The following is a 23,185-nucleotide window of genomic DNA, read 5'->3' as shown; positions in this document are numbered from 1 at the left end:
TCCGGGTATATCACATAAGGCATCTAAGAATTGCATGTAGACGGACGGCTCAAATATAAGGAACCCCACATTAAGGAGGAACTGTTCAAATGGCAAAGGTAAAGTTTGAACGTAACAAACCGCACGTTAACATTGGTACTATTGGTCACGTCGACCATGGTAAAACAACTCTGACTGCTGCAATCACTACTGTATTGTCCAAAAAATACGGTGGCGCTGCTGTAGCATTCGACCAAATCGATAAGGCTCCTGAAGAACGCGAACGTGGTATCACAATCTCCACTGCTCACGTTGAATATGAAACTCCTAACCGTCACTACGCTCACGTAGACTGCCCTGGACACGCCGACTATGTTAAAAACATGATCACTGGCGCAGCGCAAATGGACGGAGCTATCCTGGTTGTATCCGCAGCTGATGGCCCTATGCCACAGACTCGTGAACACATCCTGCTCTCCCGTCAAGTAGGCGTTCCTTACATCGTTGTATTCTTGAACAAATGCGACATGGTTGAGGACGAAGAGTTGCTTGAACTGGTTGAAATGGAAGTTCGCGACTTGCTGAGCGAATACGACTTCCCAGGCGATGATACTCCAATCATCCGTGGATCTGCTCGTGAAGCTCTGCAGAATCCTGAAGGCGAATATGCACAGAAGATCGTTGAAATGTTCGAAACGATCGACACGTACATCCCGCTTCCAGAACGTCAGACTGACAAACCATTCTTGATGCCTGTCGAAGATGTATTCTCCATCACTGGCCGCGGTACTGTGGCAACTGGTCGCGTAGAACGCGGAACAGTTAAAGTCGGAGAAGAAATCGAAATCGTTGGTATTCACGAAGAAACTAAGAAATCCGTAGTAACAGGCGTTGAAATGTTCCGTAAATTGCTCGATTCCGCTCAAGCAGGCGACAACATCGGCGCATTGCTGCGTGGTGTTGACCGTAACATGATCGAGCGTGGTCAAGTATTGGCTAAACCGAACTCCGTTAAGCCACATACTGAATTTACAGCTCAAATCTACGTTCTGACTAAAGAAGAAGGCGGACGTCACAAACCATTCTTCACTGGTTACCGTCCACAGTTCTACTTCCGTACAACTGACGTAACTGGCATCATCAACCTGCCAGAAGGTACTGAAATGGTTATGCCTGGTGACAACATCACTGTAACTGTTTCCCTGATCTCCCCAATCGCTATTGAAGAAGGTACTAAATTCTCCATTCGCGAAGGCGGACGTACAGTTGGTGCCGGTTCCGTAGCTTCCATCCAGAAATAATTCGTCTCTATCCGTTAGGATAGATCCGGAATATAAGTCAGGGCCCCTTCATTATGAAGGGGCCCTGTTTTAATTGCTGGCAGTATGGTTTAGATTTCTTTGGCATAGGCCGGACTTGGCAGCTTGGACAGAACGACATGCAGACTGGAAGGGGAAGAGCTGTTATTAGTGTAGGCAAAAGATTCATCGCCGGTGATATAGATGGTCTCTCCTTCAATAAGAGGCTGCTCCGCTTCATTTACATGAATGGTTCCATCTCCTTTTAAAGCAAGGATATATACATCCGCTCCAGGATGCTTATGAACAGGCAGCTTTTGACCCGGCATGAAATTAAGCACAAATACAACACTTTCACCTTGCTGGAAGAGGATTTTCTTTGTAAAACGTTCCTCCTGAAACTGCAGCACGTCAACTAAACTTTTCTTTTCCATTAGATAATCCCTGCTTTCATAATTATTAATTTATCCATCTCGATCTCATCCATTAAAGCTTTACTTCGTATTCGCAGTGCTCATGACCGGTAACGTTGCATTTAATCTCTTTAACAGAGACCTTACGGCCGAGAATCTTGCCGAGTGCCCCTTCAAGAATCGCTCCCTCTAAATCACATACCATTTTTTCATCTTCAAGTGAAGGCAGCCCTTTGCAAAAGCAGTCCTCCACAGCAATATTGATCCTTCGTTCATCCGAATGAACAATCCGCGGAATACCAATTTTGAGCTCCTCAAACATTCGCAGAAGATCCTCAACAGAGCTGACAGGCAGACTTTCACCAATCTTTCTGCCAATGGTAAGCGTAGTCCCTTTTCCTCCCAGAGGAAGCCCCTGGTTGAGTCCAATCAGACGTATGGTACGAAATAACTCAAGGGGCACCGTATTACCAAGGGTACTCCTATCAATCTGACGCATATCCTCAAATGAATATTGCAGCAATTATTACAACTCCTTTACTCTCTCTATGATTCTATTGTAAGGATAAGTCGGTGAAGAATCCTTGATGCAGATCAAGTTTTTGAGAATTATGTGTTTCCAGTCACCCGCCGGAATCCGGAATCTTGATATGTTAGAGTCAGCTATAAGGAAGGGTGAAGGATCATGAGCTGTACTACCTGCAATTCGCATGCCTGTGTACGTCAGGTTCCCGTGTTTCGGAGCTTGTCTGATGAGGAATTAGTGATGATCGAATCGATTACAGAGACCCATAACTATAAAAAAGGAAGTCAAGTGTGCCGAGAAGGGGAGCCGTCTGAAGCATTGTTTGTAGTAAAGAGCGGTCTCATTAAGCTGACTCAGAACAGTAAGGATGGAAAGCAGCATATTGTCCGTTTTCTTTTTCCGGGAGATTATTTCGGCCAGTTTGCCTTGCTCCATAATAAAAATAATGATGTAACGGCAGAGGTGATTGAGAGCGGAGAGGTATGCCGGATGCATCGCAAAGACTTTATTCCCTTGCTGGAGCAGAATGCAGGGCTTGCCTTTAGCTTCCTGATGTCTGTTAGCGAGCAGCTGCATCAGGCCGAGGAGGCTGCAGGGGCTTTGCACATGTTTGAGGTTGAGAAGAGACTGGCAAGACTGTTGGTATACCTGTATACAAGGAATCTTGCCGAATCGGCAGTGACTGCACATGCCTTAGAACAATCCGTAGATTTGCCGTCTGCCCAAAAAGAGGTAGCAGCCATGATTGGAACTACCGCAGAAACTCTTAGCCGCAAACTGAATAAACTGGAAGCACTTAAGATTATCGCTATGCATAAAAGAACCGTAAATATTCTTGAGCTGGAAGCTCTTATTCAGATTGCAGAAATTAGAGATTGAAATCCTATTGTTCGACAAAAAACGACTAATGACAGTGCTGGATATGATCATTTTCAACATAATTCTACAAAATAATACTTAAAATTCTTTACATCTAATCTATCGATAGAGTAGAATATTTCTATATAGACAATGTAAATTATTAGGATTTTAGGGAGCGTGGAAGTATGGGGAAATGTCCTTTTTCATTTATGCATGGTCTGACTTCAAAGAATAACAATGAGGAATCTCCCGCCGCTCCATCAACGGACAGCAAGAGCTTTGCACCCACTGCCACAGAGATGTTTCATACCCTTGACGGGCATGATGATTTGAACGAGCAAATGCGAATGATCGATTTAACTGAGGAGGATTTAAGACTCCTGCGCTTGATGAAACCGGTTGTAGAACAGAGAATCGACGATATCACTAATCAATTCTATAATACGGTTCTTGGAGTTAACAAACTGGAAGCAATTATTCTGGAACACAGCAGTATCGAACGCCTTAAAAAGACTTTGCGTGAGCATATCATCGAGATTTTTGATGGTAATGTTAATGAGGAGTACATAGCCAAGCGGCTAAAAATTGCGAATATTCATAAGAGGATTGGCCTGGAGCCTAAATGGTATCTCTCCGCTTTTCAGAATCTGCAGAATGTGTTCATTACGGCTATTTATAATGAGACGCATACAGATGTCGAGAGGATCAAATTGGTCCAGACCGTAACCAAATTGCTTAATCTGGAACAGCAGCTGGTCCTTGAGGAATATGAGAAGGAGAACATTAGGGAAAAGGAAGAACAGTATCTGCTGGTTAAGAACGAATTGAAACACAAGATAGCTGAATTCAGCGGAGAACTGATAGACCTTAGTATAGATACTAACGCCGCTGTGGAGCAGCTGGTGGCGAGCAGCAATGAAGTCAACAATACATTCCAGCGCACTGCCGCCTCCGCTCTGGAGTCACAGGGGAAGGCCAGGGAGGGACATGGACAGCTTAACAACCTTACGGGTCAGATTAATCTTATATATGAGAGTACTAATGAGATGGAGCGTTCAGTAAATGAACTGAGCAGTTCATCACAGAAGATCCGTAAAATTGTGGCGGCTGTCCAGGATATTGCAGACCAGACCAAGATACTGTCATTGAATGCAACGATCGAGGCTGCAAGGGCGGGAGACCACGGACGGGGATTCAGTGTTGTAGCGCAGGAGGTAAGCAGACTTGCAGAGGATACCAAGAACACGGTGGTACGGATCGGAGAACTGACCCTTCAGTCCAGCTCCCTTACGTCGCAGGTTGTTGGGGAGATTCGCAAGGTTCAGGAGTTGACGGAGAGCGGCAAACAGCAGTCTCTCGAGACTAGCAGGCTCTTCAGTGATATTGTAGACTCCATGCAGTCGAGTACCCAGAGAATTGTTACGGTAGAGGAAGAGATCAAGGTGCTCATTCAAACCATTGAAGGTATTGGTTCAGCAACTGCGCAGACAGCAGCTTCGGCAGGACAATTCAAATCTGCAACGGATAATTTATAGAAGGAACCTTTTATATAGAAGAAAAACGTTATATTGCAGCCCGTAAGGTGCCATTCTGAACAAGAAAGGCACCTTTTCTATTCTTTTCGGAAAAAGTTGATTTGTTTTTGCAAATCCGCTTGCAATATAGCCGCCTATTATATATAATAATAAATGTTGTTCTGAGACGTTGCGATGATGTGAGAGGTTACTGACACACCCGGCCCCTTTGCCATGAGGTCGACGTCAGAAAATTTTCACGGAGTATGTCCGATAATAAATTGGGCGATAGAAGGAGGGACTAAAATGGCAAAGCAAAAAATTCGTATTCGCTTGAAAGCATACGACCACAGAATTCTTGATCAATCCGCAGAGAAAATCGTTGAAACAGCAAAACGTTCGGGTGCTGGTGTATCCGGGCCGATCCCGCTGCCAACTGAGAAGCAAATCATTACTATTCTCCGTGCGGTACACAAGTACAAGGATTCCCGTGAACAGTTTGAACAACGGACTCACAAACGTTTGATCGATATTGTGAACCCAACACCACAAACTGTGGATGCCTTGATGCGCTTGGATCTACCGTCCGGTGTAGATATCGAAATCAAATTGTAATTTCATTATTAAGCAACTAGGAAAAGAAAAGAGGTGTCAACATTGAAAGGTATCTTAGGAAAAAAACTCGGTATGACTCAAGTGTTTACTCCAGAAGGTAACGTAATCGCGGTTTCTGTTATCGAAGCTGGCCCTTGTGTGGTACTGCAAAAGAAAGACCTGAATATCGACGGATATGAAGCAGTGCAGTTGGGCTTTTCCGATAAAAAGGAAAGTCGCTCCAACAAGCCTGAACAAGGTCACGCCAAAAAGGCAAACGCAACACCTAAGCGCTACGTTCGCGAAATTCGCGGTGTTGACCTCGGGTCACTCGAGGTTGGACAAGAGCTTAAGGCTGACATCTTCGCAGAAGGCGATTTTGTTGACGTAACAGGTACTTCGAAGGGTAAAGGCTTCCAGGGTAACATCAAACGCTGGGGACAAAGCCGCGGACCAATGGCACACGGTTCGCGCTACCACAGAAGACCAGGCTCCATGGGTTCCATTCAAGCTAACCGTGTTCCTAAGGGCAAACGCCTGCCAGGACATATGGGTCACACGACTGTAACGGTTCAAAAGCTTGAGATCATCCGAGTTGACGTAGAACGTAATGTATTGCTGGTTAAAGGCGCGATTCCGGGCCCTAAAAACAGCTTCGTGAAAGTTAAACAAACCGTTAAGAAATAATTTCTGAAGAAAGGAGGAACATGAAATGCCAAAAGTAACACTTTTTAATACTAGTGGTAACGAAGTTGGGGAAGTTGAACTGAGTGATTCGGTTTTCGGTATCGAACCGAACGTACATGTGCTGCATGAAGCTGCACTTATGCAAAGAGCTTCCCTTCGTCGTGGTACACACAAAGTAAAAGGACGTTCTGAAGTGCGTGGCGGCGGACGTAAGCCTTGGAAACAAAAAGGCACAGGTCGTGCTCGTCAAGGCTCCATTCGTTCACCACAATGGAAAGGCGGCGGCGTAGTCTTCGGACCAACACCACGCAGCTATTCCTGGAAATTGCCTAAGAAGGTTCGCCGGTTGGCCATCAAATCCGCGTTGTCCTCAAAAGTACTTGAGAATGACATCATCGTATTGGATAGCTTGACTATGAGTGCTCCGAAGACGAAAGAATTCGCAGCTATTCTGAACAACCTGAAGGTTGGTACAAAAGCATTGATCGTAGCTCCTAGCTATGATGACAATGTAGCACTTTCCGCTCGTAACATCCCTGGGGTGAAATTCGTAGCGGCTGACGGCATTAATGTTCTTGACGTACTGACGTACGACAAACTGATTATCACTAAAGAAGCAGTTCTGAAGGTAGAGGAGGTGTTCGCGTAATGAAAGATCCGCGTGATATTATCAAGCGTCCGGTGATTACGGAACGCACATCCGAATACATGAGCGAATTGAAATACGCTTTTGAAGTGGATATCCGTTCTAACAAGACCGAAATCAAAAAAGCTGTTGAAGCTATTTTTAAAGTTAAAGTTGTTAGTGTGAACACAATGCGCGTACCTGGCAAACTGAAACGTTACGGCAAATATTCCGGTTACACTCCGGAGTGGAAAAAAGCCATCGTTAAGCTTAGCCCGGACAGCAAACCGCTCGAATTCTTTGAAGCGGTAGAATAATACTCTTAAAGTAAGGAGGAAACTATAGTGCCAATCAAAAAGTACAAACCGACCTCTCCGGCAAGACGCAACATGTCTGTGTCTACGTTTGAAGAAATCACAACAAATCAGCCAGAGAAATCGTTGCTTTCTCCGCTGTTCAAACATGCGGGACGCAACAACCAAGGTAAAATTACGGTTCGTCACCACGGCGGCGGACACAAACGTAAATACCGTATCATCGACTTCAAACGGACTAAAGACGGCATACCAGGTAGCGTTGCTACAATCGAGTATGACCCGAACCGTACTTCCAATATTGCTTTGATCCACTATGCTGATGGAGAGAAACGTTATATTATCGCTCCTAAAGGCCTTAAAGTTGGGGATAAAGTTGAGTCCGGCCCTGCTGCGGACATCAAAATTGGTAACAGCCTTCCGCTGATCAACATCCCGGTAGGTACAATTATCCACAACATCGAGTTGAAACCAGGTAAAGGCGGACAATTGGTTCGTGCTGCTGGTACTGAAGCTCAATTGCTGGGTAAAGAAGAAAAATACGTATCCGTTCGTTTGAACTCTGGCGAAGTTCGCAGAATCCTCAGCGTATGCCGCGCAACCATCGGATCCGTAGGTAACGAAGATCATGAATTGATCAAGATTGGTAAAGCTGGACGCAGCCGCTGGCTGGGACGTCGTCCTGAAGTTCGCGGTGTTGTCATGAACCCTAACGATCACCCACACGGTGGTGGTGAAGGCCGTGCTCCAATCGGACGTAAATCGCCAATGTCACCTTGGGGTAAACCAACCCTCGGCTACAAAACGCGTAAGAAAAACAAAGCATCTGATAAATATATCGTTCGTCGCCGCACAAAATAAGACGCTTCTGGCAAGTTAGGCTAGCGCGAAGCGTCGATTCGCGGTTTGAAGAACCGGATGAAGGGAGGATTCACACATGGGTCGCAGTTTAAAGAAGGGGCCGTTTATTGATGGCTACCTGCTGAAAAAAGTTGAGGATTTGAACGAGGCAGATAAGAAAGTTGTAGTTAAAACTTGGTCCCGTCGCTCAACCATTTTCCCTCAGTTTATCGGACATACGTTTGGTGTATATGACGGCCGCAAACACGTGCCTGTATACGTAACAGAAGATATGGTAGGTCACAAGTTGGGCGAGTTCGCGCCAACACGTACTTACAAAGGCCACGCGGGTGACGATAAGAAAACCAGAAGATAATTAACGTCTTCGTTTGAGAGGAGGGAAAACAATGGAAGCAAAAGCACATGCAAGATCGGTGCGGATTTCCGCTCGTAAAGCGAAACTGGTTGTTGACTTGATTCGCGGCAAGCAAGTGGGGGAAGCAATTGCAATTCTTCGCCACACTCCGAAATCCGCTTCTCCGGTTGTTGAGAAGCTACTGAACTCGGCGATTGCGAACGCTGAGCATAACTACTCTTTGGACGTGAACAGCTTGTTCGTAAGCGAAGTTTTCGTTAACCAGGGTCCAACTATGAAACGTTTCCGTCCGCGCGCCATGGGCCGCGCAAGCCGGATTAACAAACGTACCAGCCACATTACTTTGGTGGTATCTGAGAAATAAGGAGGGATAACACGTGGGTCAAAAGGTAAATCCAGTCGGACTCCGAGTCGGTATTATTCGCGATTGGGAATCTAAATGGTATGCAGGCAAAGATTTCGGTACTCTTTTAATGGAAGACGTCAAAATCCGGGAATACCTTAAAGGCAAGTTGAAGGATTCCGCTGTTTCCCGCATTGAAATCGAAAGAGCGGCAAGCCGCGTGAACGTTACAATTCACACTGCTAAACCTGGTATGGTAATTGGTAAAGGCGGAGCAGAAGTAGAAGTACTTCGCAGCGCAGTTACAACTATCGCCGGTGGCAAAAAAGTACACATCAACATCAATGAAATTAAACACCCTGAACTGGATGCAATTCTGGTTGCAGAAAGCATTGCACAACAATTGGAACGTCGCGTATCGTTCCGTCGTGCACTGAAACAAGCTATTCAGAGAACTATGCGTTCAGGCGCAAAGGGAATTAAAACTCAAGTAGGCGGACGTCTTGGCGGCGCTGAGATTGCCCGTTCAGAAGGTTATAGCGAAGGAACAGTTCCACTTCATACGCTTCGTGCTGATATCGATTACGGAACAGCTGAAGCACATACAACTTACGGCCTGATCGGCGTAAAAGTATGGATCTACCGTGGAGAAGTTCTTCCCCCAGCTAAGAAACAAGCTGCTCAGGAAGGAGGCAACTAATCATGTTGGTACCAAAACGCGTTAAACACCGCAAGCAACAACGCGGTCACATGAAGGGTATGGCAAAAGGCGGTACAGAATTGAACTTCGGCGAATATGGTTTGCAGGCTCTGGAACCATCGTGGATCACTAACCGTCAGATCGAAGCTGCCCGTATCGCAATGACACGTTACATCAAACGTGGCGGTCAGGTATGGATCAAGATTTTCCCAGATAAGCCTATTACTCAGAAGCCTCTCGAGGTTCGTATGGGTAGTGGTAAAGGTAACGTTGAGAAGTGGGTAGCCGTAGTTAAACCGGGCAAGATTATGTTCGAACTCGGAGGCGTGTCGGAAGAAATCGCTCGTGAAGCGATGCGTCTTGCCGCTCACAAGCTGCCTGTAAAGACTAAGTTTGTGAAACGTGAAGAATTGGGTGGTGAAGCAAATGAAAGCTAATGAACTTCGCAACTTAACCACTGCCGAGATTGAACAAAAGATCGCTGGATTCAAAGAGGAACTTTTCAATCTCCGTTTTCAATTGGCAACTGGCCAACTGGATAACCCGACTCGGATTCGTGACGTGCGCAAGGAAATAGCTCGTGCTAAAACCGTTATCCATCAAAGAGTACTTGGGATCAGTTAAGTGACCGCGGATTCTTAATCCGTAATCAGGAAGGAGGCTAACTATGAGCGAAGAACGTAATGCACGTAAAGTGCTGACCGGTAAAGTAGTCAGTGATAAAATGGATAAAACCATCGTAATTGCTGTTGAAACCTATAAAAAGCACAATCTGTATCACAAACGCATCAAGTCCACGAAGAAATTCAAGGCACATGATGAAGAGAATGTAGCTAAAATTGGTGATGTCGTGAAAGTCATGGAAACTCGTCCATTGTCCAAAGACAAACGGTGGAGACTGGTTGAAGTGGTAGAAAAAGCGGTAATCATCTAATACGAAGCTGAACCCTTTCCGGAAGGAGGAAATTAATAATGATTCAACCATTTACACGTTTGCATGTGGCTGACAACTCTGGTGCGAAGGAACTGATGTGTATCCGCGTACTAGGTGGTACTGGACGCCGTACAGCAGCAATCGGCGATTTGATCGTTTGTTCCGTTAAACAAGCAACACCAGGCGGCGTTGTCAAAAAGGGTGATGTTGTTAAGGCGGTAGTTGTTCGTACGAAACGTTCTGTACGCCGTAAAGATGGATCTTACATCGCATTCGACGAAAACGCAGCTGTTGTTGTAAAAGACGACAGAAGCCCGCGCGGAACACGTATCTTCGGACCAGTTGCTCGCGAACTTCGCGACAAGGACTACATGAAGATCGTTTCCTTGGCACCGGAAGTAATCTAATAAATCGAGCCGGTCTCGGTTTTAATTGAAAAGGTCAGTTATAGGAGGTGTAATAAATGCCTAGAGTGAAAAAAGTTCTGGAATCCCATAACAATAAACTGCACGTGAAGAAAGATGATGTGGTACTTGTGATCAGCGGGAAAGACAAAGGTAAAAAAGGCCGTGTCATCGCTGCTTATCCTCGTGAAAACCGCGTCCTGGTAGAAGGCGTGAACATGGTGAAAAAACACCAGAAGCCGAACCAGTTGAATCCACAGGGTGGAATCATCGAGCAAGAAGCTTCGATTCATGTGTCCAACGTAATGCACATCGATCCGAAGAGCGGTAAAGTAACACGTATTGGCTACAAAGTGCTCGATAACGGTAAGAAGGTTCGGGTAGCAAAACGATCCGGAGAGATTATCGACTAATACAGTCCTAAAGAAAGGAGGTAAATCTTCATGGCAGCAAGAATGAAAGAACGTTTTCTGAATGAAATTACACCTGCTCTGATGCAGAAGTTTAACTATACTACTGTTATGCAAGTGCCTAAGATCGAGAAGATCGTCATCAACATGGGTGTGGGTGACGCTGTTCAAAACTCCAAAGTACTTGATGCTGCAGTAAATGATATGCAATTGATCACTGGTCAAAAGCCAGTTATTACTAAAGCAAAGAAATCCATCGCCGGTTTCAAACTGCGCGAAAATATGCCGATCGGGGTTAAAGTAACACTGCGCGGCGAGCGTATGTATTACTTCCTGGATAAATTGATCAACGTAACGCTTCCACGCGTACGTGACTTCCGTGGTATTTCCAATAAAGCCTTTGATGGCCGTGGTAACTACACACTGGGTCTTAAAGAGCAATTGATCTTCCCGGAAATCGAATATGACAAAGTGGATAAAGTCCGCGGTATGGACATCGTTATTGTAACGACTGCAAAGACGGACGAGGAATCCCGTGAGCTGCTGAATCAGCTGGGAATGCCTTTCACAAAATAAGAATCATCCATTTCTCCGAAAATGTTTAGGAGGTGTCAGTCTAAGTGGCAAAGACTTCAATGAAAGTTAAACAACAACGCGAGCCTAAGTTCAAAGTACGTGCATATACACGTTGCGAGCGTTGCGGTCGTCCACATTCGGTATTGCAAAAGTTCAAAATTTGCAGAATTTGTTTCCGTGAATTAGCTTATAAAGGCCAGATTCCTGGCGTGAAAAAAGCAAGTTGGTAAGAAGTTTATAAACGGGAAGGAGGTTTACACACATGACTATGTCTGATCCTATTGCAGATATGCTTACTCGTATTCGTAACGCCAACACTGTGCGTCACGAGACAGTAGAAATGCCTGCTTCTACTATGAAGAAACAAATCGCGGACATCTTGAAACGTGAAGGTTTCATCCGTGATGCTGAATTCGTTGAAGATAGCAAACAAGGGATTATCCGTATTTTCTTGAAATACGGCCCGAACCAGGAACGCGTTATCTCTGGTCTGAAAAGAATCAGTAAACCAGGTCTTCGCGTTTACACGAAGAGCAATGAAGTGCCTCGTGTACTCGGTGGTCTGGGAATCGCGATTATCTCCACATCTAAGGGAGTTATGACCGACAAAGAAGCTCGTCAATCAAAATCCGGCGGAGAAGTTGTCTGCTACATTTGGTAATAAACGTCACAAGATAAGGAGGTGCAACACATGTCTCGTATTGGTCGCAAACCAATCGCAGTACCTAGCGGTGTAGATGTCACTTTGGACAACGCCGTTATTACAGTAAAAGGTCCTAAAGGCACTTTGACTCGTGAGCTTCATAAAGACATGAAGATTACAGTTGAAAATAACGAAATCACTGTTGTTCGCCCGTCGGACAACAAATTGCATCGTTCACTTCACGGCACAACCCGCTCCGTTGTCAACAACATGGTGAGTGGTGTGACTGAAGGTTTCTCGAAATCTCTGGAGCTGGTTGGGGTCGGATATCGTGCAAGCAAATCCGGAGATAAAATCGTACTGAACGTTGGTTACTCCCACCCGGTTGAAATTACACCGGAAGCAGGAATCGAGTTCGATGTTCCTGCGAACACGAAGATCATCGTTAGAGGTATCGATAAAGAACGCGTAGGCGCTTATGCTGCCAAAATCCGTTCCGTACGTGAACCAGAGCCGTACAAAGGTAAAGGTATCAAATATGAAGGCGAGCGTATCATCCGCAAGGAAGGTAAAGCTGGTAAGAAGAAATAACCAGCTCTACCTTAATTGTAAGATACCCCGTGCATCTTAAAGTGAAGCTGTTTACGGCAAACTGAAGGGAGTGAAAGGGAAGTCATGATTACAAAAGAGGATAAAAACAAGGCTCGTCTCAAAAGACACCTGCGTGTTCGTAAGAAGATCCAGGGGACTACTGAGCGTCCACGTTTGAACGTATTCCGTTCTTCGAAACACATCTACGCTCAATTGATCGATGACGTGACAGGCGTTACTATCGTAGCTGCCTCCACACTGGATAAAGAATTGAGTGCTACAATCGGAAATGGCGGCAGCGTTGAAGCTGCAGGCAAAGTGGGTCAATTGATCGCTGAGCGCGCTAAAGAAAAAGGTTATGCAGTGGTTGTATTTGACCGCGGTGGATACTTGTACCATGGACGGATTCAGGCTTTGGCTAACGCAGCACGCGAAGCTGGTCTTGAATTCTAGAATATTTCTTAAAAGGAGGTTAACGACTTGCGTGTAGATCCGAACAGTTTAGAACTGACAGAAAGAGTTGTGCACATTAACCGTGTTGCAAAAGTTGTAAAAGGCGGACGCCGTTTCAGCTTTAGCGCACTTGTTGTTGTGGGCGACGGCAACGGCTATGTCGGTGCGGGTATCGGTAAAGCCGGCGAAGTTCCGGATGCCATCCGTAAAGGCATTGAAGACGCCAAGAAAAACCTGATCCACATTCCAATCGTAGGAACTTCGATTCCTCACTTGGTTACTGGGCATTTCGGCGCAGGACGCGTTCTGCTGAAACCAGCATCCGAAGGTACCGGCGTTATCGCTGGTGGTCCAGTTCGTGCGGTACTTGAATTGGCAGGCGTTGGCGACATCTTGACAAAATCTTTGGGTTCTTCGAATTCCATGAACATGGTCAATGCTACTTTAGAGGGACTTTCCCGTCTGAAACGCATTGAAGAGGTCGCGAAGCTTCGCGGCAAATCTGTCGAAGAATTACGCGGTTAAGGAGGGGAACGTCAATGGCAAAGTTGCAAATTACCCTCGTACGCAGTGTGATCGGACGTCCAGAAACACAACGTGTTACTGTTAAGACGCTCGGCCTGCGCAAAACCAACTCGTCCGTGGTTCACAACGATACTCCTGCAATTCGCGGAATGATCAACAAAGTGAGTCACTTGCTATCCGTTACTGAAATTGAAGGCTAATTGCCTCGCATAAATTAACAAACATAAGGAGGTGCAAACGATGAAGTTACATGAACTTGCTCCAGCTCCTGGTTCACGCAAAGAACGCAACCGCGTTGGTCGTGGTCCAAGTAGCGGGAACGGTAAAACTTCGGGCCGCGGTCACAAAGGTCAAAACTCCCGTTCCGGCGGTGGTGTGCGTCCAGGCTTCGAGGGTGGACAAAATCCACTCTATCGTCGTCTGCCTAAACGTGGTTTCATCAATCCTACCCGTAAAGAGTACGCGATTGTGAACCTGGAAGATCTGAATAGCTTTGCTGAAGGAACAGAAGTGACTCCACAACTGTTGCTTGAAACTGGTGTTGTCAGCAACACTAAGAGCGGCATTAAGATTCTCGGCAATGGCGAACTGGCTGTTAAATTGACTGTACAAGCAAATAAGTTCTCTCAATCTGCGGTAGAGAAAATCGAAGCTGCCGGCGGTAAAACCGAGGTGATCTAATGTTCAAGACGCTTAAGAATATATGGCATGTTGAAGATTTGCGCAAAAAGATCCTGTTCACCCTGTTCGTTCTGATCATTTACCGCATCGGTTCGTTTGTACCGGTTCCCGGTGTGAACAAAGAAGTACTGGAATCAACAAATCAGGGCGGAGACGCTTTGATGGGTCTTTTGAACACCTTCTCGGGCGGAGCGCTCAAAAACTTCTCGATTTTTGCGATCAGTATTTACCCGTACATTACAGCATCCATCATAGTGCAATTGCTCTCGATGGATGTTATCCCTAAGTTTGCCGAATGGGCTAAGCAAGGGGAGCACGGGAAAAAACAACTGGCGCAAATTACGCGTTACGGCACTGTAGTGCTAGGTTTGATTCAAGCGTTTGCCACATCTATCGGGTTTAACCGGATTTATGGCACTGAGATGATTCCAAATGCAACCTTTGCGGATTACCTGCTCATTGCGATCATACTGACGGCGGGTACATCGTTCCTGATGTGGTTAGGTGAGCAGATCACTGAAAAGGGTATAGGAAACGGGATTTCCATCCTAATTTTTGCGGGAATCGTCGCCGCCTTTCCGGGATATATCACTACTACGGCTCAATCAAGCTTTATTCAGCCGGATCAGATGTTCCTGAATATTCTTAAAGTCGTTATTGTACTGATTGTGGTTGTTGCGATTATTGTCGGGGTTATCTTTGTTCAACAAGGTATCCGTAAGATCCCTGTACAATATGCCAAACGCGTAGTCGGTAACAAAATGTACGGTGGACAGAATACGCACATTCCGCTTAAAATTAATGCGGCTGGTGTAATTCCGGTTATCTTCGCCGTTTCACTGCTTCAATTCCCGATCGTTATCGCAAGTATCTGGCCACATCTCGCTTGGGCCAAATGGGTTTCGCAGAATCTGGATCATACGAAGCCGCTCGGCATGGTTCTTTATGTAATCATGATCATTGGATTTACGTTCTTCTATACGTTTGTCCAGATGAATCCGCAGCAAATGGCTGATAATATGAAAAAGAATGGCGGATACATTCCGGGGATTCGTCCAGGCAAGGCTACAGAGAAATATTTGACTAGAGTAATGTCGCGTCTGACTATGTCCGGTGCGTTGTTCCTATCACTCATTTCTGTGCTGCCAGTATTGTTTGGTTCACTATCCGGTCTGCCGAAGCAAGTACAGATCGGCGGTACTGCTCTCCTGATCGTAATCGGTGTGGCATTGGATACTATGAAGCAGATCGAGAGCCAATTGATCAAACGCCATTACAAAGGCTTCATCAATAAATAGGCGATAGGTTCCGGTGAAGTACCTAGGGTTTTAAACTTCCCGGTACCTATTGTGCTGTTTCTTGCTTGGTGGCGAACTTTTGGGGGGAGAAGAGAATCGTGAACATTTTATTCATGGGCCCTCCTGGGGCAGGCAAGGGAACACAAGCCGCTGTAGTAGTGAAGGAACTTGGTATTCCGCATATTTCGACTGGAGATGCTTTCCGCTTGGCGATCAAGCAGGGAACTCCAATCGGGCTGAAAGCTAAATCTTACACGGAACAAGGCTTGCTTGTACCTGATGATGTGACTATTGGAATCGTTGAAGAACGGCTGCAGCAGTCCGATTGCGAAAAAGGTTTTTTATTGGATGGCTTTCCAAGAACCCTTTCGCAAGCGGAAGCGCTGGGAGAAATCCTTAGCCGCCTCGGCACTTCACTAGATCACGTAATCAACTTGAATGTGGACCGCGGACTGCTGATGGCGCGCCTTACAGGACGCCGGATCTGCAGCACTTGCGGAACATCCTACCATTTAATTTTCAACCCGCCGAAGCAAGATGGCATCTGCGACATTGATGGCGGTGAATTGTATCAGCGTCCGGATGACAACGAAGAGAGTGTAGGCAAGCGTCTGGATGAGTATGATAACAAAACAGCGCCGCTGCTTGCATTTTATGACGATAAAGGTCTTTTGCGTCAGGTAAACGGAGAAAACGAAATCAATGTCGTTTCTTCCGAAATCGTGTCTTTATTGCGGGGTTAATGTAATGATCATTTGTAAATCCGAACAGGAACTTGCCTTTATGAGGGAAGCTGGACGAATTGTTGCCGAGAGTCACCGTCGTATTGCTGAGGCTATAGAGCCTGGTATTACAACTGGAGAACTCGACAGAATCGCCGATCAATACATCCGCAGTCAAGGTGCTGTGCCGTCTTTCAAAGGTTACAACGGTTTTCCTGCCAGCATTTGCGCTTCAGTCAACGAACAATTGGTGCATGGATTTCCAGGTAAACGCAAACTGGTAGAAGGCGATATTGTTACGCTGGATATCGGTGCAGAGTACCGCGGTTATCACGGTGATTCCGCCTGGACCTACGGGGTGGGCAGCATTTCTGTTGAGGCTCAGCGTCTGCTGGACGTCACGGAAGGCTCCTTGTACGCAGGACTGGCGTTAGTCAAACCGGATGTGCGCTTGTTTACAATCTCCCATGCAATCCAGCAGTACATCGAGGACGCCGGCTTCTCCGTTGTCCGCGAGTATGTTGGTCATGGCATTGGGGCAGAACTGCATGAAGAACCGCAAATTCCGAACTATGGCATAGCGGACCGCGGACCACGTCTGAAGCCGGGTATGGTACTCGCGATTGAGCCGATGGTTAACGCCGGGGACAGATATGTCAGAACGCTGGAAGATAACTGGACGGTCGTTACGGTAGACGGTTCACTATGCGCTCACTTTGAGCATACAGTAGCAGTTACACCGGACGGCATGGAGATTTTCACAAAACTGAATGCGTAGGTGATCTTCACGTGAATACTGGGAGCAGCCCGCAGATTGGTCAAATCGTGAGAATTCTCAAAGGCAAGGATGCCGGAGAGGCTGCCGTTGTTATCGCAGTTGTTGATAGCAGATTTGTATATATTGCTGACGGGGACAAACGCAAGTTTGATAGTCCAAAGAAGAAGAATATTCAGCACTTGGAGCTCATACCCTTCATCAGCAGTGAGATTGTAGATAGTTTGGAAGAAACCGGCCGGGTAACCAACGGAAAGCTGCGGTTCGCAGTGATGAAGTATGGGGAACCAGCTGGAAAAAGTGCTAATGAGAAAGGAGACTAACTGTGGCTAAGGAAGATGTCATTGAGGTAGAAGGAACGGTCATTGAGCCGTTGCCTAACGCAACGTTTAAGGTTGAGCTTGAGAACGGTCATCAAATACTTGCCCATGTGTCCGGGAAATTGCGGATGCACTTTATCCGTATCCTAACCGGAGACAAAGTGGTCGTGCAGTTATCGCCTTATGATTTATCAAAAGGCCGTATAACTTACCGTAAATAGATGGGAACTACAACAAAAGTTTTGCTTCGCAAAACTTTGAGGAGGTAATTAACATGAAGGTAAGACCTTCTGTAAAGCCCATTTGCGAAAAATGCAAAGTCATCCGCCGCAAAGGGACTGTTATGGTAATTTGCGAAAATCCGAAACACAAACAAAAACAAGGTTAAGAAGGGGGTGTAGCGTAAAATGGCTCGTATAGCTGGAGTGGATTTGCCACGTGATAAGCGCGTTGAGATCGCCTTGACTTATATTTTCGGAATCGGTAAAACGACTTCCCAGAAAATTCTTAATGAAACAGGCATTGACGTTAACACACGTGTCCGTGATTTGACGGAAGATGAAGTCAGCAAACTGCGTGAAACGATCGACAAGCAGGTTAAGGTTGAAGGTGACCTTCGTCGTGAAATTTCCTTGAATATTAAACGTCTTACTGAGATCGGCTGTTACCGCGGTGTTCGTCACCGTCGTGGATTGCCTGTTCGCGGTCAACGTACCAAAACAAATGCCCGTACCCGTAAAGGCCCGCGTCGTACGGTAGCAAACAAAAAGAAATAAGAAGAGGTGATAAGAGACAATGGCTAAACCGAAAAAAGTCGTACGTACGAAACGTCGCGACCGGAAAAATATCGAGTCTGGCGTGGCACATATCCGTTCCACGTTCAATAACACTATCGTTACGATCACGGACCCTCACGGAAATGCAATTTCCTGGGCAAGCTCCGGCGGTCAAGGATTTAAAGGTTCCCGTAAATCGACTCCATTTGCAGCGCAAATGGCAGCCGAATCTGCTGCTAAAGCAGCTATGGAACACGGCATGAAGTCCGTTGAAGTTATGGTTAAAGGACCGGGCGCGGGCCGCGAAGCAGCCATCCGTTCCCTTCAGGCCGCTGGCCTTGAAGTAAACCTCATTAAAGACGTTACTCCGGTTCCTCACAATGGATGCCGTCCGCCGAAGCGTCGCCGCGTTTAGTAAAATCAGAATTGTGATTGTGGTATAATTCTGACGCATCTGCTAATAATAGGTGTTTAGGCATACTACATGATACACCTGATGGGGTGACTGTTTCATATAGGAGCGACGTTTGAAGGAGGGGTACACTCGTGATAGAAATCGAAAAGCCGAAGATTGAGACCGTAGAAGCCAATGATGATGGAACCTATGGGAAATTCGTAATTGAACCGCTGGAACGTGGATATGGCACGACTCTGGGGAATTCGCTTCGCCGGATCTTGCTTTCCTCCCTTCCGGGAGCCGCAGTGACTTCGGTCCAAATTGACGGCGTTCTGCATGAGTTCTCGACCGTTCCCGGCGTAATGGAAGATGTGACGGAAATCATCCTGAACCTTAAAGCTCTGTCTCTGAAGATTCATTCGGATGAAGAGAAAGTGTTCGAGATTGATGCTGAAGGAGAAGGCATCGTTACCGCAGGTGATATTCGTGCGGATAGCGATGTTGAGATCCTGAACCCGGATCTTCATATTGCAACGCTGGGACCTGGAGCGAGACTACACATGCGCATTTTTGCAGGCCGTGGTCGCGGCTACGTCCAAGCGGACCGGAACAAACGCGACGATCAGCCAATCGGTGTTATTCCAGTTGACTCCATCTACACTCCTATTTCCCGCGTGAATTATGGTATTGATAATACCCGTGTTGGTCAAGTGACTAACTACGACAAATTGACGCTTGAAATTTGGACGGATGGCAGTATCAGACCGGAAGAAGCCGTTAGTCTTGGAGCCAAAATTTTGAACGAGCACCTCGTTCTGTTCGTAGGTCTTACGGACGAAGCGAAAGACGCCGAAATTATGGTTGAAAAAGAAGAAGACAAAAAAGAAAAAGTACTCGAGATGACCATCGAAGAGCTAGATCTTTCTGTCCGTTCCTACAACTGCCTCAAACGTGCCGGTATTAATACCGTGCAAGAGCTGACTACGAAAACTGAAGAAGATATGATGAAGGTCCGTAACCTGGGCCGCAAATCTTTGGAAGAAGTTCAAGAGAAGCTTGAGGAGCTTGGTTTGGGTCTCCGTACAGAAGAATAGTTATAGGGTTTCTTGAGACTTGAGTGAAGGAGGGAAAACAAATGGCATACCAAAAATTGGGCCGTGATTCCAGCGCGCGCAAAGCACTATTCCGCGATATGGTAACGGATCTGTTCCTATACGAACGCATCCAGACAACAGAAGCCAAGGCGAAGGAAGTTCGTTCCATCGCTGAGAAACTGATCACAAAAGCGAAAAAGGGCGATCTTCATGCTCGTCGTCAAGTAGCAGCATTTGTTCGTCGTGAGACTGTAGACGGTGAACAAGATGCAATCCAAAAATTGTTCTCTGATATTGCTCCTCGTTACACTGAGCGTCCAGGCGGATACACTCGTATCCTGAAGCTGGGACCTCGCCGTGGCGATGCTGCGCCTATGGTTTATCTTGAACTGGTAGACCGCGCGTAGTTTCACAAGCATGATTTCCGGATGTACGCATTACGTATTTAACGTTATTGTACTGCAGGGCATTTTGACCCTGCCGTGCAAATAACCGCGGGAATCACCTTGTATAGAGTAGAAGGAGCTCCCGCCGGGGCTCTTTTTTTATGAAACAGAAAAACCTATGGACTAACAGGAGAATGAAATGCGCAATCTATTGATGAAAGTCAATTATGACGGTACCCATTATGATGGCTTTCAGACCCAGCCTCAGGGCAATACGATTCAGGACAAGCTGGAGCATGCCATTCTTCATCTGACCGGTGAGACGCTCAAGATAACGGGCTCAGGACGGACAGACGCAGGAGTGCACGCTTATGGCCAACCTTTTAATTTCATAACCTCTTCCCAGATCCCGCTGGAACGCTGGTGTCTGGCTCTGAACGCCAGGCTTCCGCAGGATATCGTGGTTACCGAGGCCTGGGAGGTTCCGCTCTCTTTCCATTCCCGTAGAGGAGCGAAGCGTAAAACCTACCGGTACACGATTAACGGCAACCGGTTCCCGGACCCGTTCCAGCGGCGCTGGCAGCATCATCATCCGATGAAGCTGGATATTCCGGCGATGGAGCAGGGGTTGGCTGGGCTGCTGGGCACCCATGATTACACTTCATTTGCGTCCAGGAAGTCTACCAAGACTTCGCATGTACGCACGATATTTGAAGCACGTCTTGAGGTGGACCGCAGCATGTGCCGGCCCGGGTCTCCCGATCAGGGTGTTATCCATACGTATATTACAGGCAGCGGCTTCCTGCAGCATATGGTACGCATTATTATGGGCACGCTGATGCAAGTGGGGCAAGGCAAGATCAGCGCGGATAGAATCCCTGTAATTCTTGCGGCATGTGACCGCGCAGCGGCCGGACCTACGGCTGTGTCTAAGGGTTTGGCACTCTGGAGTGTAGAATATGACGAGAATGAGAACTAAACGATCAGCACATTATTTTCTATGAAAAATAGTGTTTGAAAAGTTAAAAATCACTTGCACTTGTCATGTTTATGCTGTAATATAAAAGTTGTGTTTTCTTGATGGCTATCCCACAGCCCCGATCAAGGAAATGCCAACAAACAAGCTTTTCTTAACTCACATAATTGTAATCCAATGAGAAACAAGATATACGAAACAGATGATTTTCGTACGAGAACAAGGAGGAAACATTCATGCGTACCACCTATATGGCGAAGCCGAACGAAGTTGAACGCAATTGGCACATCATTGATGCCGAAGGCAAAACACTTGGCCGTTTGGCAAGCGAAGCCGCTGCTCTAATCCGTGGCAAACACAAACCGCAATTCACTCCACATGTTGATACTGGAGATTTCGTAATTGTTATCAACGCTGAGAAGATTCACCTGACCGGTAAGAAAATGCAAAACAAGAAATACTACCGTCACTCGATGCACCCAGGTGGTTTGAAAGTCACTGTTGCTGAAGACCTGATCAAAACCAAACCTGAGCGTATGATTGAATTCGCAGTTCACGGCATGATTCCTAAGACTCGTCAAGGGGATCACATGAAACTGAGACTCAAAGTATATGCAGGCGCTGAACATCCACATGCAGCACAAAAACCTGAAGTTTACGAACTTCGCGGATAAGAATAGAGGAGGACAGTTTCATGGCACAAGTACAATACTATGGGACAGGTCGTCGTAAACATTCGGTAGCACGTGTTCGCCTTGTACCGGGTGAAGGACGCATTGTCATTAACAAACGCGAGATGGACGAATATTTCGGTGTGGAAACACTGAAGATGATCGTAAGACAACCTTTGAACCTGACTGAAACTCTGGGCAACTACGATGTAATCGTTCTTGCACATGGTGGCGGCATTTCCGGTCAAGCTGGCGCAATCCGTCACGGGATCTCCCGTGCATTGCTCAAAGTAGACCCTGAATATCGCGGTGCGCTTAAGAAAGCCGGCTTCCTGACTCGTGACCCACGTATGAAGGAACGTAAGAAATACGGCCTCAAAGCCGCTCGTCGTGCTCCACAGTTCTCGAAACGTTAATATCAATTTCCTTGATAACAAGGAACTCAAGCTCCTGGCCTTTATGGCTGGGAGCTTTTTTACGCATACGGACGCATTGAGTTGCCGGTGGATATAAATAAGCCCATGCTATTATGCACGAGCTTGCTTTTGCAGTTATAACTGGCCGAAATCCTTTATCACAGGAACCTCCTTACCGTACTTTGATCCGCTTCAAGAATCTGCTCAATATCCCTCATCTGCAATACAAAGTTCCTTTTAGAAAATCCGTGCCGATACACAAGCTGATGAATTTGTAAGGTAAGCTGTCCATCAAAACAGATCAGGTCACCTCTTGATGCAGACTCAAGTTCAAGATTCTTCAATGCATCTATCTCTATTTCCTCAAACCTGTCCTCCATGGGTATAACCCATTCATGCTGAGTGGATAATGTTGTGTGATCAAGACAGACAATAAGCTGATCCGGACCATCCAATGTGCTATGGGGATCGTAATAAGCGAAGATCACAGGTTCCTCTAAAACATGCGGGGGTTCCGAATCCCTTTGAATAAGAGAAGCAGAATTATATTCTTCACTCCTTCCAGGCAACATCTCTCCCTCATACTCACGGCGTAAAATTTGATCGAAGCGAATTTTAGCCATATCCCTGGATACCCCAAAAACATTTGAGATTTGCTGAATGGCGATATTGTAATCTCCTGATAAGCTACAGGACTGAATCATGAAAAAGGGCATGGTGGCATAAAGAACAAACTTCTCAGCATCCTCCTCCTGTGCTTTGATAAAAGGAACGGGCAGTGTCATTTGGTTGCCGGCGTGCCTCAGCATGTGACATAACTCATGCAGAAAATCGAACCGTTGCTTCATTGGGGTAGTCCGGTTGTCCAATAGTACAAAGCGCATACCCGATAAGGATTCATAAGCCCGGCTCCGGACAGGAGCATAATCAATATGGATATCCAATTCAGTCGAAAGCCTCTGTATGGTGATGTCTTCCGGCTGAAGAATAGAATGGGTTATGTAGAGCTTTTCCACGAAATGCTCTAGATGTGTTTTTTTATAATGAATAAACATAAAAAACCTCCG

Annotated in this window: 40 protein-coding genes; 37 read left to right on the top strand and 3 right to left on the bottom strand. The window is 46.3% G+C overall.

Annotated features, from left to right (window positions below):
* Positions 1-89 precede the first annotated feature (89 nt).
* Positions 90-1,280: an elongation factor Tu gene (gene tuf, locus GC101_RS30980; protein WP_171720458.1), complete on the top strand. Its 1,191-nt coding sequence runs from the start codon at positions 90-92 to the stop codon at positions 1,278-1,280.
* A gap of 89 nt (positions 1,281-1,369) precedes the next feature.
* Here the strand turns inward: tuf and GC101_RS30975 are convergent, their stop codons facing one another.
* The gene (locus tag GC101_RS30975; RefSeq protein ID WP_171720457.1) at positions 1,370-1,711 is read right to left on the bottom strand and encodes a cupin domain-containing protein; all 342 of its coding nucleotides are present in this window, start codon (positions 1,709-1,711) and stop codon (positions 1,370-1,372) included.
* Positions 1,712-1,763: 52 nt separating this feature from the next.
* A complete protein-coding gene (locus GC101_RS30970; RefSeq protein WP_246354596.1) occupies positions 1,764-2,213 on the bottom strand; it encodes a V4R domain-containing protein in 450 nt (149 codons plus the stop codon).
* A 243-nt stretch (positions 2,214-2,456) separates the two neighbouring features.
* Between GC101_RS30970 and GC101_RS30965 the strand changes: the two genes are divergently transcribed.
* The 36 genes from GC101_RS30965 (at position 2,457) to rpsI (ending at position 22,118) form a co-directional block, all read left to right on the top strand.
* Complete coding sequence (locus GC101_RS30965; RefSeq protein ID WP_171720456.1) at positions 2,457-3,095, top strand: Crp/Fnr family transcriptional regulator; 639 nt, start codon at positions 2,457-2,459, stop codon at positions 3,093-3,095.
* 167 nt (positions 3,096-3,262) lie between these two features.
* Positions 3,263-4,612 carry a globin-coupled sensor protein gene (locus GC101_RS30960; RefSeq protein ID WP_171720455.1) on the top strand — a complete coding sequence of 450 codons (1,350 nt, stop codon included), beginning with the start codon at positions 3,263-3,265 and terminating at the stop codon, positions 4,610-4,612.
* Between the two features lie 285 nt (positions 4,613-4,897).
* Positions 4,898-5,206 carry a 30S ribosomal protein S10 gene (rpsJ, locus tag GC101_RS30955; RefSeq protein WP_017692074.1) on the top strand — a complete coding sequence of 103 codons (309 nt, stop codon included), beginning with the start codon at positions 4,898-4,900 and terminating at the stop codon, positions 5,204-5,206.
* Between the two features lie 42 nt (positions 5,207-5,248).
* Positions 5,249-5,872 carry a 50S ribosomal protein L3 gene (rplC, locus tag GC101_RS30950; protein WP_171720454.1) on the top strand — a complete coding sequence of 208 codons (624 nt, stop codon included), beginning with the start codon at positions 5,249-5,251 and terminating at the stop codon, positions 5,870-5,872.
* A gap of 25 nt (positions 5,873-5,897) precedes the next feature.
* A complete protein-coding gene (rplD, locus tag GC101_RS30945) occupies positions 5,898-6,521 on the top strand; it encodes a 50S ribosomal protein L4 (protein ID WP_039298632.1) in 624 nt (207 codons plus the stop codon).
* Positions 6,521-6,814 carry a 50S ribosomal protein L23 gene (gene rplW / locus GC101_RS30940; RefSeq protein ID WP_039298634.1) on the top strand — a complete coding sequence of 98 codons (294 nt, stop codon included), beginning with the start codon at positions 6,521-6,523 and terminating at the stop codon, positions 6,812-6,814. The genes rplD and rplW overlap by 1 nt, the downstream gene beginning before the upstream one ends.
* 27 nt (positions 6,815-6,841) lie before the next feature.
* Positions 6,842-7,672 (top strand): 50S ribosomal protein L2, encoded by an 831-nt coding sequence (gene rplB, locus GC101_RS30935; RefSeq protein WP_039298637.1) that lies wholly within the window; start codon positions 6,842-6,844, stop codon positions 7,670-7,672.
* Positions 7,673-7,748: 76 nt separating this feature from the next.
* Positions 7,749-8,027, top strand: coding sequence for a 30S ribosomal protein S19 (rpsS, locus tag GC101_RS30930; protein WP_039298640.1), 279 nt, complete (start codon positions 7,749-7,751; stop codon positions 8,025-8,027).
* Between the two features lie 31 nt (positions 8,028-8,058).
* Positions 8,059-8,391 carry a 50S ribosomal protein L22 gene (gene rplV, locus GC101_RS30925; RefSeq protein WP_036680546.1) on the top strand — a complete coding sequence of 111 codons (333 nt, stop codon included), beginning with the start codon at positions 8,059-8,061 and terminating at the stop codon, positions 8,389-8,391.
* Between the two features lie 13 nt (positions 8,392-8,404).
* On the top strand, positions 8,405-9,070 hold the full coding sequence (gene rpsC, locus GC101_RS30920; RefSeq protein WP_039298645.1) for a 30S ribosomal protein S3: 666 nt from the start codon (positions 8,405-8,407) through the stop codon (positions 9,068-9,070).
* Between the two features lie 2 nt (positions 9,071-9,072).
* Entirely contained in the window at positions 9,073-9,507 is a 435-nt protein-coding gene (rplP, locus tag GC101_RS30915; protein ID WP_039298647.1) for a 50S ribosomal protein L16, read from the top strand.
* Entirely contained in the window at positions 9,497-9,694 is a 198-nt protein-coding gene (gene rpmC / locus GC101_RS30910; RefSeq protein ID WP_019908232.1) for a 50S ribosomal protein L29, read from the top strand. The genes rplP and rpmC overlap by 11 nt, the downstream gene beginning before the upstream one ends.
* A 43-nt stretch (positions 9,695-9,737) precedes the next feature.
* Complete coding sequence (gene rpsQ, locus GC101_RS30905; RefSeq protein ID WP_039298654.1) at positions 9,738-10,004, top strand: 30S ribosomal protein S17; 267 nt, start codon at positions 9,738-9,740, stop codon at positions 10,002-10,004.
* A 38-nt stretch (positions 10,005-10,042) separates the two neighbouring features.
* Positions 10,043-10,411 (top strand): 50S ribosomal protein L14, encoded by a 369-nt coding sequence (gene rplN, locus GC101_RS30900; protein ID WP_019908234.1) that lies wholly within the window; start codon positions 10,043-10,045, stop codon positions 10,409-10,411.
* A gap of 56 nt (positions 10,412-10,467) precedes the next feature.
* Positions 10,468-10,821, top strand: a complete 354-nt coding sequence (gene rplX, locus GC101_RS30895; protein ID WP_019908235.1) for a 50S ribosomal protein L24 — start codon at positions 10,468-10,470, stop codon at positions 10,819-10,821.
* Between the two features lie 30 nt (positions 10,822-10,851).
* The gene (gene rplE / locus GC101_RS30890; RefSeq protein WP_039298657.1) at positions 10,852-11,394 is read left to right on the top strand and encodes a 50S ribosomal protein L5; all 543 of its coding nucleotides are present in this window, start codon (positions 10,852-10,854) and stop codon (positions 11,392-11,394) included.
* A 44-nt stretch (positions 11,395-11,438) separates the two neighbouring features.
* Entirely contained in the window at positions 11,439-11,624 is a 186-nt protein-coding gene (locus tag GC101_RS30885) for a type Z 30S ribosomal protein S14 (protein WP_036589425.1), read from the top strand.
* Positions 11,625-11,656: 32 nt separating this feature from the next.
* Positions 11,657-12,055 (top strand): 30S ribosomal protein S8, encoded by a 399-nt coding sequence (gene rpsH, locus GC101_RS30880; RefSeq protein WP_019908239.1) that lies wholly within the window; start codon positions 11,657-11,659, stop codon positions 12,053-12,055.
* A 30-nt stretch (positions 12,056-12,085) separates the two neighbouring features.
* The gene (gene rplF, locus GC101_RS30875) at positions 12,086-12,628 is read left to right on the top strand and encodes a 50S ribosomal protein L6 (RefSeq protein ID WP_036721827.1); all 543 of its coding nucleotides are present in this window, start codon (positions 12,086-12,088) and stop codon (positions 12,626-12,628) included.
* Positions 12,629-12,712: 84 nt separating this feature from the next.
* A complete protein-coding gene (gene rplR, locus GC101_RS30870) occupies positions 12,713-13,081 on the top strand; it encodes a 50S ribosomal protein L18 (protein WP_039298660.1) in 369 nt (122 codons plus the stop codon).
* Positions 13,082-13,108: 27 nt separating this feature from the next.
* Positions 13,109-13,606: a 30S ribosomal protein S5 gene (rpsE, locus tag GC101_RS30865; RefSeq protein WP_036652980.1), complete on the top strand. Its 498-nt coding sequence runs from the start codon at positions 13,109-13,111 to the stop codon at positions 13,604-13,606.
* A 14-nt stretch (positions 13,607-13,620) separates the two neighbouring features.
* Positions 13,621-13,806 carry a 50S ribosomal protein L30 gene (rpmD, locus tag GC101_RS30860; protein WP_019908243.1) on the top strand — a complete coding sequence of 62 codons (186 nt, stop codon included), beginning with the start codon at positions 13,621-13,623 and terminating at the stop codon, positions 13,804-13,806.
* Between the two features lie 40 nt (positions 13,807-13,846).
* Positions 13,847-14,287, top strand: a complete 441-nt coding sequence (gene rplO / locus GC101_RS30855; protein WP_039298666.1) for a 50S ribosomal protein L15 — start codon at positions 13,847-13,849, stop codon at positions 14,285-14,287.
* Positions 14,287-15,585 (top strand): preprotein translocase subunit SecY, encoded by a 1,299-nt coding sequence (gene secY / locus GC101_RS30850; RefSeq protein ID WP_039298668.1) that lies wholly within the window; start codon positions 14,287-14,289, stop codon positions 15,583-15,585. Before rplO ends, secY begins: the two co-directional genes overlap by 1 nt.
* A 98-nt stretch (positions 15,586-15,683) precedes the next feature.
* Positions 15,684-16,328 carry an adenylate kinase gene (locus GC101_RS30845; RefSeq protein WP_042140132.1) on the top strand — a complete coding sequence of 215 codons (645 nt, stop codon included), beginning with the start codon at positions 15,684-15,686 and terminating at the stop codon, positions 16,326-16,328.
* 4 nt (positions 16,329-16,332) lie between these two features.
* Positions 16,333-17,085: a type I methionyl aminopeptidase gene (gene map, locus GC101_RS30840; RefSeq protein ID WP_171720453.1), complete on the top strand. Its 753-nt coding sequence runs from the start codon at positions 16,333-16,335 to the stop codon at positions 17,083-17,085.
* An 11-nt stretch (positions 17,086-17,096) separates the two neighbouring features.
* Positions 17,097-17,405: a KOW domain-containing RNA-binding protein gene (locus GC101_RS30835; protein WP_039298678.1), complete on the top strand. Its 309-nt coding sequence runs from the start codon at positions 17,097-17,099 to the stop codon at positions 17,403-17,405.
* A 2-nt stretch (positions 17,406-17,407) separates the two neighbouring features.
* On the top strand, positions 17,408-17,623 hold the full coding sequence (gene infA, locus GC101_RS30830; protein WP_018753971.1) for a translation initiation factor IF-1: 216 nt from the start codon (positions 17,408-17,410) through the stop codon (positions 17,621-17,623).
* Between the two features lie 53 nt (positions 17,624-17,676).
* Positions 17,677-17,790, top strand: coding sequence for a 50S ribosomal protein L36 (gene rpmJ / locus GC101_RS30825; protein ID WP_003322638.1), 114 nt, complete (start codon positions 17,677-17,679; stop codon positions 17,788-17,790).
* A gap of 19 nt (positions 17,791-17,809) precedes the next feature.
* Positions 17,810-18,178, top strand: a complete 369-nt coding sequence (gene rpsM, locus GC101_RS30820) for a 30S ribosomal protein S13 (protein ID WP_025706577.1) — start codon at positions 17,810-17,812, stop codon at positions 18,176-18,178.
* 19 nt (positions 18,179-18,197) lie between these two features.
* A complete protein-coding gene (rpsK, locus tag GC101_RS30815) occupies positions 18,198-18,593 on the top strand; it encodes a 30S ribosomal protein S11 (protein ID WP_019908251.1) in 396 nt (131 codons plus the stop codon).
* Positions 18,594-18,724: 131 nt separating this feature from the next.
* Positions 18,725-19,669, top strand: coding sequence for a DNA-directed RNA polymerase subunit alpha (locus tag GC101_RS30810; RefSeq protein ID WP_039298711.1), 945 nt, complete (start codon positions 18,725-18,727; stop codon positions 19,667-19,669).
* Positions 19,670-19,710: 41 nt separating this feature from the next.
* On the top strand, positions 19,711-20,076 hold the full coding sequence (rplQ, locus tag GC101_RS30805) for a 50S ribosomal protein L17 (RefSeq protein ID WP_019908254.1): 366 nt from the start codon (positions 19,711-19,713) through the stop codon (positions 20,074-20,076).
* A 178-nt stretch (positions 20,077-20,254) separates the two neighbouring features.
* Positions 20,255-21,034 (top strand): tRNA pseudouridine(38-40) synthase TruA, encoded by a 780-nt coding sequence (gene truA / locus GC101_RS30800; RefSeq protein ID WP_042140129.1) that lies wholly within the window; start codon positions 20,255-20,257, stop codon positions 21,032-21,034.
* A 233-nt stretch (positions 21,035-21,267) separates the two neighbouring features.
* A complete protein-coding gene (gene rplM, locus GC101_RS30795; protein WP_042140128.1) occupies positions 21,268-21,705 on the top strand; it encodes a 50S ribosomal protein L13 in 438 nt (145 codons plus the stop codon).
* 20 nt (positions 21,706-21,725) lie between these two features.
* Positions 21,726-22,118 carry a 30S ribosomal protein S9 gene (gene rpsI, locus GC101_RS30790; RefSeq protein WP_042140127.1) on the top strand — a complete coding sequence of 131 codons (393 nt, stop codon included), beginning with the start codon at positions 21,726-21,728 and terminating at the stop codon, positions 22,116-22,118.
* Between the two features lie 158 nt (positions 22,119-22,276).
* On the opposite strand, the gene GC101_RS30785 is transcribed toward rpsI, so the two are convergent.
* Positions 22,277-23,173, bottom strand: coding sequence for an ImmA/IrrE family metallo-endopeptidase (locus tag GC101_RS30785; protein ID WP_171720452.1), 897 nt, complete (start codon positions 23,171-23,173; stop codon positions 22,277-22,279).
* Between the last annotated feature and the right edge of the window lie 12 nt (positions 23,174-23,185).

The sequence above is a fragment of the Paenibacillus phytohabitans genome (assembly GCF_013141775.1).
GTDB classification, from domain to species: domain Bacteria; phylum Bacillota; class Bacilli; order Paenibacillales; family Paenibacillaceae; genus Paenibacillus_AQ; species Paenibacillus_AQ phytohabitans.
The sequence above is the reverse complement of the archived record's forward strand: the minus strand, read 5'-3'. Positions and strand labels throughout refer to the sequence as shown.